Origin of the sequence: Pseudomonas sp. RC3H12 (genome assembly GCF_018596375.1) — a bacterium.
GTDB lineage: Bacteria > Pseudomonadota > Gammaproteobacteria > Pseudomonadales > Pseudomonadaceae > Aquipseudomonas.
In genome coordinates, this window is the sequence record NZ_CP075595.1 from 3020438 (window position 1) to 3034954 (window position 14517).

12 protein-coding genes are annotated in these 14517 nt (G+C 66.0%); 3 read left to right on the top strand and 9 right to left on the bottom strand.

Annotation, left to right across the window (positions count from 1 at the left end):
• Positions 1 to 17: 17 nt before the first annotated feature.
• Complete coding sequence (gene cynR / locus KHO27_RS13760) at positions 18 to 935, top strand: transcriptional regulator CynR (protein WP_214500375.1); 918 nt, start codon at positions 18 to 20, stop codon at positions 933 to 935.
• Here cynR and KHO27_RS13765 read toward each other — a convergent pair.
• Positions 923 to 1261 carry a hypothetical protein gene (locus KHO27_RS13765; protein WP_198755284.1) on the bottom strand — a complete coding sequence of 113 codons (339 nt, stop codon included), beginning with the start codon at positions 1259 to 1261 and terminating at the stop codon, positions 923 to 925. The genes cynR and KHO27_RS13765 overlap by 13 nt on opposite strands.
• A gap of 92 nt (positions 1262 to 1353) precedes the next feature.
• On the bottom strand, positions 1354 to 2268 hold the full coding sequence (locus tag KHO27_RS13770) for a LysR family transcriptional regulator (protein ID WP_198755283.1): 915 nt from the start codon (positions 2266 to 2268) through the stop codon (positions 1354 to 1356).
• Positions 2269 to 2410: 142 nt separating this feature from the next.
• Between KHO27_RS13770 and lysA the strand changes: the two genes are divergently transcribed.
• Positions 2411 to 3640: a diaminopimelate decarboxylase gene (gene lysA, locus KHO27_RS13775; RefSeq protein WP_139669759.1), complete on the top strand. Its 1230-nt coding sequence runs from the start codon at positions 2411 to 2413 to the stop codon at positions 3638 to 3640.
• Between the two features lie 228 nt (positions 3641 to 3868).
• Complete coding sequence (locus tag KHO27_RS13780; RefSeq protein WP_214500376.1) at positions 3869 to 5446, top strand: diguanylate cyclase; 1578 nt, start codon at positions 3869 to 3871, stop codon at positions 5444 to 5446.
• Positions 5447 to 5464: 18 nt separating this feature from the next.
• On the opposite strand, the gene KHO27_RS13785 is transcribed toward KHO27_RS13780, so the two are convergent.
• The 7 genes from KHO27_RS13785 to KHO27_RS13815 all read right to left on the bottom strand — a co-directional run bounded on the left by KHO27_RS13785 (position 5465) and on the right by KHO27_RS13815 (position 14511).
• Positions 5465 to 6163, bottom strand: a complete 699-nt coding sequence (locus KHO27_RS13785; protein WP_110703485.1) for a response regulator — start codon at positions 6161 to 6163, stop codon at positions 5465 to 5467.
• A complete protein-coding gene (locus tag KHO27_RS13790) occupies positions 6160 to 8814 on the bottom strand; it encodes a DUF4118 domain-containing protein (RefSeq protein WP_110703483.1) in 2655 nt (884 codons plus the stop codon). The genes KHO27_RS13785 and KHO27_RS13790 overlap by 4 nt, the downstream gene beginning before the upstream one ends.
• A gap of 69 nt (positions 8815 to 8883) precedes the next feature.
• Positions 8884 to 9441, bottom strand: a complete 558-nt coding sequence (gene kdpC, locus KHO27_RS13795; RefSeq protein ID WP_214500377.1) for a potassium-transporting ATPase subunit KdpC — start codon at positions 9439 to 9441, stop codon at positions 8884 to 8886.
• Positions 9442 to 9451: 10 nt separating this feature from the next.
• On the bottom strand, positions 9452 to 11506 hold the full coding sequence (kdpB, locus tag KHO27_RS13800; RefSeq protein ID WP_214500378.1) for a potassium-transporting ATPase subunit KdpB: 2055 nt from the start codon (positions 11504 to 11506) through the stop codon (positions 9452 to 9454).
• A 10-nt stretch (positions 11507 to 11516) separates the two neighbouring features.
• The gene (kdpA, locus tag KHO27_RS13805) at positions 11517 to 13211 is read right to left on the bottom strand and encodes a potassium-transporting ATPase subunit KdpA (RefSeq protein ID WP_110703474.1); all 1695 of its coding nucleotides are present in this window, start codon (positions 13209 to 13211) and stop codon (positions 11517 to 11519) included.
• A 9-nt stretch (positions 13212 to 13220) separates the two neighbouring features.
• Positions 13221 to 13310, bottom strand: coding sequence for a K(+)-transporting ATPase subunit F (gene kdpF, locus KHO27_RS13810; protein ID WP_011534724.1), 90 nt, complete (start codon positions 13308 to 13310; stop codon positions 13221 to 13223).
• A gap of 148 nt (positions 13311 to 13458) precedes the next feature.
• The gene (locus tag KHO27_RS13815) at positions 13459 to 14511 is read right to left on the bottom strand and encodes an AI-2E family transporter (RefSeq protein ID WP_111533208.1); all 1053 of its coding nucleotides are present in this window, start codon (positions 14509 to 14511) and stop codon (positions 13459 to 13461) included.
• Between the last annotated feature and the right edge of the window lie 6 nt (positions 14512 to 14517).

Sequence of the window (14517 nt, forward strand, 5' to 3'; positions counted from 1 at the left end):
ATCTTATGGAAACAGTCATGCTTGCCCGGCACCTCCAGTACTTTCTCGCAGTGGCGCAACACCACAGTTTCACCCGCGCCGCAGCGGCGCTGCATGTCTCCCAGCCTGCGCTGTCACAACAGGTCAGGCAACTGGAGGAAAGCCTTGGCGCGCAGTTGTTCGACCGTTCCGGGCGCAGCACGCGGCTGACCGATGCCGGGGAGGTCTACCTGCGCTATGCCAAGCGGGCGGAACAGGAACTGCTGGAGGCCAGGCGCGCCATCCATGACGTGGGCGACCTGAGCCGAGGATCGCTGCGGGTGGCGGTAACGCCGACCTTCACCAGCTACCTGATCGGCCCGCTGGTCGAGGCCTTCCATGCGCGTTACCCCAACATCACCCTGAACCTGCGCGAAATCGCCCAAGAGCGCATGGAGGAGCTGTTACAGGCCGATGAGCTGGATGTCGGCATCGCTTTCGATGAGGTCCACAGCCAGGACATCGACAGCCGCCCGCTGCTGGTGGAAACCCTGGCGTTGGTGGTCGGTCGCGCACATCCGCTGGCCACTGCCCGCAGCATTGGCCCGCAGGCGCTCAACGACGAGTCGCTGATACTGCTCAGCGCCGAGTTCGCCACGCGCGAGCAGATCGAGCGCTATTTCCGCCAGCACGGTATACGCCCACGGGTGCGGATGGAGGCCAACGCCATTGGCGCAGTGATCGAAGTGGTGCGCCGTACGACACTGTCGACCCTGCTGCCCGCCACCATCGCCCTGGCCCATGACGACCTGGCCGCCATTGCCCTGGACCCACTGCGCCTGCAGCGCACTGCGGTGTTGATGCAGCGCAGGGGCGCCTACCAGAGCGCGGCGGCGCGGGCTTTCATCGAAGTGGCAACGTCAGTGGCGGCACGCCTGGTAACCGGCGACCGCGCAGCCGATACTCAGCTCAGCTGAGCGATCAACACCGCATTGGTGTAGATCAGGCTGCCATCGCTGGCCCGATGCCCGACCAGGTGAAACTGGCCACGCTCGTCGTCGCTCAGATAGACGCGCAGGCGGCAGTCCGACAACGGGCCGTAGCCCTCGGGCAACACCAGGTTCAGGCTCTCCATATCGACATCCACCATCGCCTCGGGCTCGTGGCTCTGTTGCAGGCGCTCCTCGGCCTGCTCCAACTTGCGGTGGTTCACACCCTGGATGTCGAAGTGGATATCGCCCACCGGGGTGGACCTGCGATCACCCTCAGCTTTGAACCAGCCTTCGATCGTCAGCGTACTCATGGCGATTCCTCATGCTGTGGAGCATTTTCGATCACTGCTGATGGGGTTGACCCTGGCGTGGCTGAGAACGTTCCAATCGGTCGCCCGACCGCTCAGGCGCCTTGCGCCAAGGCCGCCTCCATTGCCCTGGCCTGCACCCGCAGCGCCTGGCAGAACGGCTCCAGCACCACTGACGCCGGCCGCAGCTCTGGCCGGATCAGCATCACCTGGTACGGCACCGACAGGCTCAGGCGGCGGATCGCCAGCCCAGCCTGCCCCGCTTCCAGCCCGCTCAGCGGGTTGATGATCGCCACCCCCAGCCCCTGGCGGACCATGGCGCACACCGAGGCGGCGCTGGTGGTCTCGATGATCGTGCGCCGGTTCACGCCGGCCTCGCGGAAATGCCGGTCGAGTTGCTGGCGGTAGCTGTCCAAGCTGGCAAGGTTGATGAAATCGACCTCATGGAAGTCCTGCAACTGGAGTACCGGCTTGGCCAGCAAGGGGTGCTGCGCGGGCAGCACGCAGACCATGTCGGCGTTGAACAACAGCTCGCCGACCGCACCCCGCGGCACTTGCGCGGTCTCGGTCAGGCCGAGGTCGTGCTGCTGGGCGACCAGCGACTCCTCCAACAACGGCGACTCCTGGGCGGTGATGCTCAGGCTGACCCCAGGATGATGCTGGTGAAACGCCTTGCAGGCCTTCGGCAGCAGGGTTTGCGAGAACAACGGCAGGCAGGTGACGGCCAGCCGGCCCTGCTCGAAATTGCGGATGGCCTGGGCGAAGCGGTCGATGCGCTCGAGGCCGACGAAGGCACGCTCGACTTCCTCGATCAGCAACAAGGCCTGGGCACTGGGCACCAGGCGCCCGCCTTCGCGCTCGAACAAACTCAGGCCGGTGACCTGCTCCATGCGCGCCAGCTCGCGGCTGACCGTGGGCTGTGAGGTGAACAGCAGGCGCGCGGCGCCAGTGACACTGCCGGCGGCCATGATGGCGCGGAAAACTTCGATATGACGAATGGAAAGTCGCATGGCTGCAACAAGACCTGTGCGTAACCAGAAATCTGGAGGGGTTGCTACATATCAGATATGAATTGCCTTCAGAACAATAGCTATTTTTCTGAATCACCAAAACTGCCTCACCATCGGCGTATCCAAAACAAGGAACGCCACCATGACCACCACCCTCCTGGCCGATGCCGTCCGCCAGCACGGCTCGCCGCTGTGGGCCTACGACGCCCAGACCATCCATCAGCGCATCGACCAGCTCAAGCAGCACTTCGACACCGTGCGCTTCGCGCAGAAGGCCAACCCCAACCTGCACGTGCTGCGCCTGATCCGCGAACGCGGCCTGGTGCTCGACGCGGTGTCCCTGGGGGAAATGGAACGCGCCTTCGCCGCTGGCGCATCGGTGGGCGGCGAGCCGGCTGGCGTGGTGCTGACTTGCGACGTGCTGGACCAGCCGACCCTGGCGCGGGTGGTGGAGACCGGTATCGAGGTCAACGCCGGCTCCATCGACATGCTCCGCCAGCTCGGCGAGCGCTCCCCCGGCCACCGGGTGTGGCTGCGCATCAACCCCGGCTTCGGTCATGGCCACAGCCGCAAGACCAACACCGGCGGCGAGAACAGCAAGCACGGCATCTGGCATGAGCAATTGCCCGAGGCGCTGGCCTGCGTGAAGCAGCACGGCCTGCACCTGGTGGGCGTGCACATGCACATCGGCTCGGGGGTGGACTACGCACATCTGGAACAGGTGGCCGGAGCCATGGTCGGGCTGATCGGCCGCCTGGGCATGGATATCGAGGCCTTCTCCATCGGTGGCGGCCTGTCCACCCCCTACCGCGACGGCGACCAACCGGTGGACCTGCAGCGCTACGCCCACACCTGGGCGGTGGCCCGCTCGGAAATCGAGGCGATGCTCGGCCACTCCGTGCGCATGGAGATCGAGCCGGGGCGCTTCCTGGTGGCCGAGTCCGGCTACCTGGTGGCCGAGGTGCGCGCAGTCAAGCAGATGGGCGAGCGCCACTACATCCTGGTCGACGCCGGTTTCAACGACCTGATGCGCCCAGCCATGTACGGCGCCTACCACCGCATGAGCCTGTTCGATGCCGTGGGCCGACCAGTGAGCCGCCCGCTGCAACCGACCGTGGTGGCGGGGCCGCTGTGCGAGTCGGGAGATGTGTTCACCCAGAACGACGAAGAGCTGACCCCCCAGGACCTGCCCCAGGCCAAGGTCGGTGACCTGCTGGTGATTCACGATGCGGGGGCGTATGGCGCGTCCATGTCGTCGAACTACAACAGCCGGCCATTGTTGCCTGAGTTCCTGCTCGATCAGGGTGAATTGCGCATGATTCGCCGCAGGCAGACGGTAGAGGAATTGTTGCAGCTCGAGCGAATGGACTAGCCGGCAAGGGCAAGCGATTGTTCGCGGCGGGTCGCCGAAAGGCGATGCGCCGTCGAATAAATGTCAAAATGGTGGCTCAAAAACAGATGTGAGATACTCAGCCCGAACTATCGCGTTTTGATGCAGAAGGCCACAAAGGATACGCCACAAGGCGCAAGGAGCGCGTTTCCAACCCCACGGCGACGCTACTTCACCAAATCGCATGCCTTCAGCATCCGGATGCGCCACATGCCCACACGGCCACGCCCCAAACTCACCCTGCGCACGCTGCTGCTGGCATTCGCGCTGATCTGTGCCATCGCAACCCTGGCCAATACGTTCGTGGTGATGTTCACCACCCAGAAAGCCGAGCTGGTGGAGAACGCCCTCCAGACCAACGAAGCCTATGCTGCCCGAATCGCTACCAGTGTGGAGGGGGTATTGAGCTCCGAGCTCGATCGCCTGGGTTTTGCATCCACCGTCATCGGTCGCACCTTCACAGACCCATCTGCCCTGCACGATGAGGCGCACCGCCTCCTGAGCCAGGACCACAGCTTCAACTCGGTACTGATAGCCAACGCCGAAGGAAAAATCATTGCTTCGGCCCCCAGCAGCCTGCAACTGGACGGCCAGGTGCTGCAACGTCGCTCGCCGCTGACGAGGCGAGAGCCGATGATCAGCGACGCATTCAAGTCCCTTGCCGGCAACCTGGTCGTGTTCGTTTCCCATCCCATTTTCAGCCGCAATGGTGAATACCTTGGGCTTGTGGGCGGGAGCATCCGCCTGGAGCAGAAAAACACGTTGCAGGCGCTCATGGACCTGAACATCCGCGAAGATGGCGCGCATGTCTATTTGGTCGACAGCCATCGGCAAGTGCTGTACCACCCTGACCCGGAGCGCATCGGTACGATCCTGGCAACCGACCCTATCGTCGAGGCGGCGCTCCAGCACAGTCACGGCTCGATGCGAGCGATAAACAGCAGTGGCAACGAGATGCTCGCCGGGTTCGCCAGTATCCCCAGCAGCCGTTGGAGCGTGATTTCACAGCGGCCGCTGTCGAACATTGAGGCAACGCTGGAGGCGACGACGATCAAAGTTGCCAAAGGCATCGTCCCACTCGGTGTGTTCGGCCTGCTGTTGATCTGGTGGCTGGGCGTGAAAATTTCCGTCCCGCTCTCTCGTCTGGCGGAGAGCGCCAAGCGTCTGGATGCACCTGAAAGCTACGAGCGCATCCTCGCGGTACCTGCGGATTATTTTGAAAGCTGGCAGATCCGCCGCGCTCTGCTGCTGGGGGCCAACCTTCTGCAAGAAAAGATCGGGCGGCTCAATCAACAGGCACACAGTGACCCGTTGACCGGACTGGCGAATCGCCGGGCGATGGAAGAAACCTTGGTGTTGTGGCAGCAAACACTGAAAACCTTCGCTGCGATCGCAGTGGACATCGACCATTTCAAACGGGTCAACGATACCTACGGCCATGCCGTCGGCGATGAAGCCCTGCGCACCGTGGCCCAGTTGATGAGGCAGGCCTCGCGCCCAGACGATTTGGTCTGCAGGGTGGGCGGCGAGGGATTCCTGCTGCTGCTGCCCAACGGTTCAATTGCTACTGGCGCGGAGGTTGCCGAGCGGCTTCGAACCGTGATCGAAGCCGCGGAACTCGATACCGTCGGGCATATCACGATATCGCTGGGGGTTGCCCTGTGGAGAGCCGGCGAATCGATGTCGGACACGCTGGAAAGATCGGACCGGTTGCTCTATCAAGCCAAGGCGCAGGGGCGCAATCGGGTAGTAACGGAAAAAGAACTATCGGCAGTTGCCCAATCATGATCCCATCGCCCGGCCTGTTCACGGGTCGGACGGCGCCACCAGCCGGTATCCCACGCCCGCCTCGGTGACGATGAACCGCGGCGCGGTGGGGTCGTCGCCCAGTTTCTGGCGCAGGTGCCCCACCACTATGCGCAGGTAGTGGGTGTCGTCGACATGGGTCGGCCCCCAGATGTCCTTGAGCAATTGCTGCTGGGTGATCACCCGCCCGGGGTGCCCGGCCAACTGCGCCAGCAGCGCGTACTCCTTGCGCGTCAAGGCTATCTCTATGCCATCCAGGGTAACCTTGCGAAAGGCGAAGTCCACCACCAGCGGCCCGAAACTCGCCGCCGAGGCGAGGTTGCCCACCTGGGGCGCCTGGCGCAGCAATGCCCGCACCCGGGCGAGGAATTCCTGAATACCGAACGGCTTGGTCACGTAGTCGTTGGCCCCGCCGTCGAGGGCATCGACCTTCTGCACTTCGCTGGCACGCACCGACAGCACCATCACCGGCACCGTGCTCCATTCACGCAGCTCGCGCAGCACCTGCTGGCCGTCCATGTCCGGCAGGCCGAGGTCGAGTACCACCAGGTCGGGCTTGTTCAAGGCGGCCTGGGCCAGGCCATCGCTGCCGGTGCCGGCCTCGATCACCTTGTAGCCCTGGGACGCCAGGCTGATGCGCAGGAACTTACGGATTTGCGGCTCGTCGTCGATCACCAGCAGGGTGGCGGCTTGGCTCATGGGGCTTCACTTTCAGTATCGGGTTGGGTCGGCAGCGGCAAGCATAGAGTGATGCGGGTGCCGTGACCATCGATGCCGTCGTCGACCAGGATCCGCCCGCCATGGGCACCGATCATGCCCTGGCAGATCGCCAGGCCCAGGCCGGTGCCCTGCCCGCCCCGATCGCCGCGGGCGGCGGTGTAGAACATGTCGAAGATCTTCTCGCGTTCATCCTGGGGGATGCCGGGGCCTTCATCGGCCACGGCGAAGCACAGTTGCTCATCGCGCACCGAGACCTGAAGTTCCAGGCGGCCTTGCGTTGGAGAGAAACGCGCGGCGTTTTCCAGCACGTTGATCAGCGCCTGCTCGATCAACGCCGCGTGCACGAACAGCAGCGGCAGTTCGGGCGGGACGTCGGTGTGCACGCGCAGGGGGGCCAGCACCACGCGCAGGCGATTGAGGGCGCTGCCGACGATATCGGCCGGGGCAACCCAGTCGCGGGCCAGCTTGAGCGTGCCATGGCCCAGGCGGGTCATGTCCAGCAGGTTCTGGATGTAGCGGTCCAGACGCTCGGCTTCGTTTCGGGTGCCTTCGAGCAGTTCGCGGCGGTCATCCGGGGGGATGGCGTCGCCCAGCGCCAGCAGGCTGTCGATACTGCCGCGCATCGACGTCAGCGGCGTGCGCAGGTCGTGGGACACCGAGGCGAGCAAGGCGCTGCGCAGTTGCTCGGTTTCGCCGTGCAGACGGGCGGCTTCCAGTTGCTCGCCCAGGCGGGCACGGGCCAGGGCCTGGGCCAGGGGTTGCGCCAGGGCCATCAACAGCCGACGGCGCTGGTCGCTCAAGGGCTCGCCGTCGCGTGGGCGTATGCCGAGCAGTGCCAGGGGCTGTTCCTCCACGGCCAGCGGCCACCACCACCAGCGGCCGTGGGGCAATGTGTCACTGCCGAAGCCCGCGGCCTGGCCATGTTGCCAGGCCCATTCGGCGGCGGCGCGTTCATTGTCGGTGAAGGCGGGAGCGCCACCGCTGGCCACCTGCAGCAGGCCCTCGGCACTGCGTTCGAGCAGACACACCTGCACGCCCTGCCAGCCATCCATATGCTGGCCGGCAGCACTGAACACCGCTTGGCGGTCGGTGGCAACGGTCAGGCGGCGCGACAGGTCGAGCAACTGGTTGGTCTGCGCCTGGGTTTCGCGCAAGGCCTGCAGTTGGCGACGCTGGCGAGCGGCGAGGTTGCCGGTGAGCGCGGCCATCAGCAGGAAGAACACCAGGGTCAGCACGTCCTCTTCGCGCTGGATGGCGAAGGAGAAATTCGGCGGGATGAACAGGAAATCGTAGGTGAGGAACGACAGCGCCGCGCACGCCAGGGCCGGCCCCAGGCTGCTGCGCACTGCCACCAGCAGCACGGCGGCGAGGAACACCAGGGAGATGTTGGGCAGCGCCAGCACGCTCGACACCGCCCAGGACAAGCCCGCCGCCAGCGCGGTGGCGAGTAGCGCGAGCAGGTAGTGGCGCCACACCCATACACGCTTTACCGCCGTACGCGCCGCTGGCGGCTGGGCGTCGCGGTCGAGCACGTTGATCTCCAGGCCGTGGCTCTCACGCAGCAGGCGCGCCGCCACGCCGGCGCCGAACAGGCGCCGACGCAACAGGTCACGGGACTGGCCCACCAGCACCAGGCTGGCGCGGCGCTCGGCGGCGTGCTGGATCAGCGTGCGCGCCACTTCGCCGGCGCGCAGCAGCACCACTTCGCCGCCGAGGCGCTCGGCCAGTTGCTGAGCGGCCTGCAAGCGATGGCGGGCCGTCTCGTCACGCAGGCGGCCGTTGTCGACATGGACCACGCTCCATGGCAGATGGCGACGCTGGGCGACGCGACAGGCATGGCGCACCAAGCGTTCGGCCTGCTCGTCGCCATCGATGCCCACCAGCAGCCGGCCGCGCAGGGCCGGGGCTTCCTGACCGCGCTGGCGATAGCCGCTGGCCAGGTCCGCGTCCACCTGGGCGGCGGCGGTCTGCATGGCCAGTTCGCGCAGGGCGGTGAGGTTGGTCTGGGAGAAATAGGCCTCGATGGCCGCCCGTGCCTGTTCGGGTACGTAAACCTTGCCCTCGCGCAGGCGCTCGAGCAGTTCACGCGGCGGCAGGTCGATCAGCACCAGTTCGAAGGCTTCCTGCAACACCCAGTCGGGCAGCGTCTCGCGCACCTGCACGCCGGTGATGTCGCGGACCTTGTCGTTGAGGCTTTCCAGGTGCTGGACGTTGACCGTGGTGTATACGTCGATGCCGGCGGCGAGCAGTTCCTGCACGTCCTGCCAGCGCTTGGCGTGGCGGCTGCCGGGGGCGTTGGTGTGCGCCAGTTCGTCGACCAGCACCAGCGGTGGCGCGGCCTTGAGCAGGCCGTCGAGGTCCATTTCCTCGAGGATCACGCCGCGGTATTCGCTGCGCAGCAGGGGGTGTTGGGTCAGCCCGCCGAGCAAGGCCTCGGTCTCGGCGCGACCGTGGGTCTCGACCACTCCGGCCACCACGCGTACGCCCTGGCGTTGCTGGGCGTGGGCGGCCTGGAGCATGGAAAAGGTCTTGCCGACCCCGGGCGCGGCGCCGAGAAACACCTTGAGCCTGCCGCGGCCTTCCCGGGGCAGGCCGGCCAACAGCGCGTCGGCGCGGGTGGGGTTGCTCATGCTTCATCCTTCAAAATGTAACGAATGAGGGCCTGCTGCGCAGGCCATCGCCGCAAAGCGGCCCCGGTTTCAGTGGCTCGGAGCAAGGCGTTCAAGCGCCTGGTTCAACGCCAGCACATTCACCACCGGCGGCCCGACCAATGGGCGCAGGGTGGCGTCATTCACCAGCACTTGCAAGCGCTCCTCAGAGACCTGCCGCGCCGCCGCCACACGCGGCAGCTGGTAGGCGACCGCCTCGGGCGGCAGGTGCGGGTCCAGCCCGCTGCCGGAGGTGGTCAGCAGCGCCTGGGGCACCGGCCCCTGCTGCGCCTGGTACTGCTGGGAGGCGTCAGTCTTGACCCGTTCGGCCAGCGCCGGGTTGCTCGGCGCCAGGTTGCTCGCGCCACTGGCTACTGTGGCATAGACGCCCGCCGAAGGGCGCGACTGGAACCAACCGTCGCCCTTGAATTCCTGGGCGATCAGCGCCGAACCACGCACCTGGCCGCGGTCATCACGCACCAGGCTACCGTTGGCCTGTTCAGGGAAAGCGACCTGGGCAATGCCGGTCACCGCCAGGGGATACAGCGCGCCGGTGACCAGGGTCATCAGCAGGATCAGGCTCAGGGCCGGGCGTACATAAGCGGTCATGTCAGTCTCCTCAGACCAGGTGCAACGCAGTGAGCAGCATGTCGATCAGCTTGATCCCGGCGAACGGCACGACAATGCCGCCCAGGCCGTAGATCAGCAGGTTGCGCCGCAGCAAATGGGCGGCGCTGGCGGCCTGCACCCGCACCCCGCGCAGCGCCAGGGGGATCAGCACGATGATGATCAGCGCGTTGAACACAATGGCCGAGAGGATCGCGCTTTGCGGGCTGGCCAGGTGCATCAGGTTGAGCACGCCCAACTGTGGGTAGATGGCGGCGAACAGCGCCGGCAGGATGGCGAAGTACTTGGCCACGTCGTTGGCAATGGAGAAGGTGGTCAGCGCGCCACGGGTGACCAGCAGCTCCTTGCCCACCTGTACCACGTCCAGCAGCTTGGTCGGGTCGCTGTCCAGGTCGACCATGTTGGCGGCCTCGCGGGCCGCCTGGGTGCCATCGTTCATGGCCATGCCCACGTCGGCCTGGGCCAGGGCTGGGGCGTCGTTGGCACCGTCACCGCACATGGCCACCAGGCGGCCGTCGTTCTGCTCCTGGCGGATCCGCGCCAGCTTCTTCTCCGGAGTGGCCTCGGCGAGCACGTCATCGACACCCGCCTCGGCAGCAATGGCGGCGGCGGTCAGCGGGTTGTCGCCGGTGACCATCACGGTGCGGATGCCGAGCTTGCGCAGTTCGGCGAAGCGCTCGCGGATACCGGGCTTGACCACGTCCTTGAGGTGGATCACGCCGAGCAGGTGCTTGTCGACGCACACCAGCAGCGGGGTGCCGCCGCTCTGGGCGATGCGCTCCACTTCACGGGCCAGCGCGGTGGGCAGCTCCAGGCGTTGCAGGCCGCAGAAGGCCAGTACCGCGTCGACGGCGCCCTTGCGGTAGCGGCGCTGCTGGAAGTCGATACCCGACAGGCGCGTCTCGGCGCTGAAGGCGATGGCTTCGTACTGGTTGCTCGCCGGTTCCGCGAAGTCGTGCAACTGGCGCAGGTACTCGACGATCGACTTGCCTTCGGCAGTGTCATCGGCCAGCGAGGCGAGCAAGGCGCCCTCCCCCAGCTCCTTGGCGGTCACGCCGGAGGCTGCGTGCAGTGCGCTGCAGCGACGGTTGCCGAAGGTGATGGTACCGGTCTTGTCGAGCATCAGCGTGTGCACGTCGCCTGCCGCTTCAACGGCGCGGCCGGAGCGGGCGATCACGTTCAGACGCACCAGGCGATCCATGCCGGCAATGCCGATGGCCGACAACAGGCCGCCGATGGTGGTGGGGATCAACGTCACCAGCAGCGCGGCGAGGAAGATCAGCGGCAACTCGCCACCGGCGAAACGGGCGAACGGCTGCAGGGTCACCACCACGATCAGGAAAATCAGCGTCAGGCCGATCAGCAGGATGTCGAGGGCGATCTCGTTGGGGGTCTTCTGCCGCTTGGCGCCTTCGACCAGGGCGATCATGCGGTCCAGGGTCGACTCGCCGGGGTTGCTGGTGATGCGGATCAGCAGCCAGTCTGAGACCAGGCGGGTGTTGCCGGTAACGGCCGAACGGTCGCCGCCGGACTCGCGGATCACCGGCGCGGACTCGCCGGTGATGGCCGCCTCGTTGACCGCGGCGATGCCTTCGAGCACCTCGCCGTCGCCGGGGATCAGCTCACCGGCCACAACGCGCACTACGTCGTCCTTGCGCAACTGGGTGGCGGCGACGGTCTCGAACGTACCGTCACTCTTGCGGCGCTTGGCGGCCAGCCCCTGGCTGCCAGCCTTGAGGCTGTCGGCGCGGGCCTTGCCACGGCCTTCGGCAAGGGCTTCGGCGAAGTTGGCGAACAGCACGGTGAACCATAGCCATACGGTGATCTGCACGGCCACTGAAGTGCTCACGCCACTTTCAGGGGCGAAGCAAAGCACGGTGGTCAGCATGGCAGTGAGGGCCACCACCAGCATCACCGGGGCGCGTTTGAGCTGGCGCGGGTCGAGCTTGACGAAGGCCTGCACCAGCGCCGGGCGCCACAGGGCGGCGAAACGGGTCTGGTCCTTGGCGCTATGACGCGCCTTCACTTCGGGAATGGGCATGTTCATGGTGTGTTCCTCAGAAACCCAGGCTCAGGTGTTCGGCAATCGGCCCCAGGGCCAGGGTCGGCAGGAAGGTCAGGCCACCGACCAGCAGGATGGTCACCAGCAGCAGCGTGGTGAACAACGGGCCGTGGGTGGGGAAGCTGTTCAGGCCTTGCGGCGCGCTCTTCTTGGCGGCCAGGCTGCCGGCCAGGGCCAGCACCGGCAGGATGTAGCCGAAGCGGCCGATTAGCATGGCCAGGCCGATCATCACGTTGTGGAACGGCGTGTTGGCGCCGAAGCCGGCGAAGGCCGAGCCATTGTTGGCGGTACCCGAGGTGTAGGCGTACAACAGTTGGCTGAAGCCGTGGGCACCGGGGTTGGTCACCGCGCCGGCAGGCCCTGGCAGGCTGGCGGCGATGGCGCCGAGCACCAGCACGCCCACCGGCATCACCAGCAGGGTCGCCACCAACAGCTGTACTTCACGGGCCTGCAGCTTCTTGCCCAGGTATTCCGGGGTGCGGCCGATCATCAGGCCGGCCAGGAACACGGCGATCAGCACGAACAGCAGCATGCCGTAGAGGCCCGCGCCGACACCGCCAAAAATCACTTCGCCAAGCATCATGTTGACCATCGCCACCATGCCGGTCAGCGGGTTGAGGCTGTCGTGCATGGCGTTGACCGAACCGTTGGAGGCCGAGGTGGTGGTCACCGTCCACAGTACGGAGCCGGTAGTGCCGAAACGGCTCTCCTTGCCTTCGAGTGGCGCGCTCTGCTGCACCTGGGCGCTTTCCAGGGCCGGGTTGGGCTGGTGTTCCGACCACAGCGCGGTGCTGCCGCCGATCAGGAACAGCGCGAGCATGCAGGCGATGATCGCGCGGCTCTGGCGCAGGTCCTTCACGTAGTGGCCAAAGGTGAATACCAGAGCCACCGGGATCAGGATGATCGAAGCCACTTCGAACAGGTTGCTCCAGGCCGTGGGGTTCTCGAACGGGTGCGCCGAGTTGACGCCGAAGAAACCACCACCGTTGGTGCCCAACTGCTTGATGGCGATCTGGCTGGCGGCTGGGCCCAGCGGGATGGTCTGGTCGGTGCCTTGCAGGGTCAGGGCGTGGACGTAGTCGGCAAAGGTCTGCGGCACGCCTTGCCAGACCAGCAGCAGCGCCAGCACCAGGCAAAGCGGCAGCAGGCCGTAGAGGGTGGCGCGGGTCAGGTCGACCCAGAAGTTGCCCAGGGTGCTGGCCGAACGGCGGGCGATGCCCCGGCACAGGGCGACCAGCACGGCAAGGCCCGTGGCGGCGCTGACGAAGTTCTGCACGGTAAGGCCGATCATCTGGCTCAGGTAGCTGACCGAGGCTTCACCGCTGTAGGCCTGCCAGTTGGTGTTGGTCATGAAGCTGACCGCGGTGTTGAACGCCAGCGACCATTCCTGGCCCGGCAAGTGCTGCGGGTTGAGCGGCAGGCTGCCCTGCAGTTGCAGGACGCCGAACACCATCAAAAAACCGGCCAGGTTGAAGGCCAGCAGGGCCAGGGTGTACTGCTTCCAGCTCTGCTCCTGGTCGGCGCGCACGCCGGCCACACGGTAACAGCCCCGCTCCACCGGGCCCAGGAGCGGCGATAGCCAGGTACGCTGGCCCTCCATGACCTTGAAGTAGAAGCGCCCAAGCCAGGGCGCCGGCAGCAGCACGATGGCGAAGAACGCCAGCAGCAACAGGTAATCGTAACTGTGCATGGTCGCCCCTTAGCCGCGATCGGCGCGCAGCAGCGCCACCAGCAGGTAAACCGCCAACGCCACCGCCAGAAGCAGTGACAGCCCGTCGAGCATGTACATGTGCAATCTCCCCTAGTTGCGGCGTGAAGGCCGCTTTGGGGAAATTGTCCGAGGGAGGGGCGTAAAGGGGCGAGATGGGGGGTCGGGTCAGGACATAAAGAAAGCGTAAAGATCGCTGATGTATCGCGGGGCAAGCCCGCGATGGAGATCAGCGCTGCGGCGTGTGCTGCGCGGTATTGCGACTCCAGTCCAGCAGCAGGCTGTACCCCACCGCCAGCAAGGTCGGCCCGATGAACAGCCCGATGAAGCCGAACGCGATCAGGCCGCCGAACACCCCGAGCAGCACGATGACCAGCGGCAGGTTACCGCCGCGGCTGATCAGGTATGGCTTGAGCACGTTATCCACGCCGCTGATGATGAAGGTGCCCCAGATGCCCAGGAACACCGCCATGCCGTAGTCGCCCTTCCAGACCAGCCAGGCGGTGGCCGGTATCCATGCCAGTGGTGGGCCCATGGGAATCAGGCTGAGCATGAAAGTCACCAGGCCCAGCACAATGGCCCCCGGCACGCCGGCGATCAGGAAGCCGATCAGCGCCAGCAGGGCCTGAGCCGCCGCAGTACCGATCACACCATTGACCACCCGCTGCACGGTGCCGGCGACCAGGTCGACGTAGTACTCGGCGCGCTCGCCCACCAGCCGTTGCAGCAGGCGGTGCACGAACGCCGCCAGGCGTGGCCCGTCGCGGTAGAAGAAGAACACGAACACCAGGCTCAGGGTCAGCTCGAGCACCCCGCCGCCGATCTGCGCGCTGCGGGCCAGCAACCAGTTGCCGACCTGCCCCAGGTATGGCTTTGCCGAGGCGAGCAAGGCCGCGCCCTGCTGGTCGAAGGACTCCCACCAGCCAATCAGGCGCTCGCCCACGAATGGGATACCAGCCACCCAGGCGGGCGCGTCCGGCAGGCCATCGACCTGCACATCGCGAATGAACGCGGTGGCATCACGCACATGGTCGGCCAGGTTGAAACCCAGCCACACCAGCGGCATGGCCACCAGCAGGATCCACACCGTGGTCAGCAGACTTGCGGCAAGGGTTTCCCGGCCGCCCAGCACGCGGGTCAACAGGCGCATCAGCGGCCAGCTGGCGAAGGCCAGGATGGCGCCCCACAGCAGCGCCGAGATGAACGGCGCCATCACCCACAGCGCGGCGCCCAGCAAGGTGAGCAGCAGGATCTGGATCAACAGGCGGTCATTGTTGGCCATGGTGGC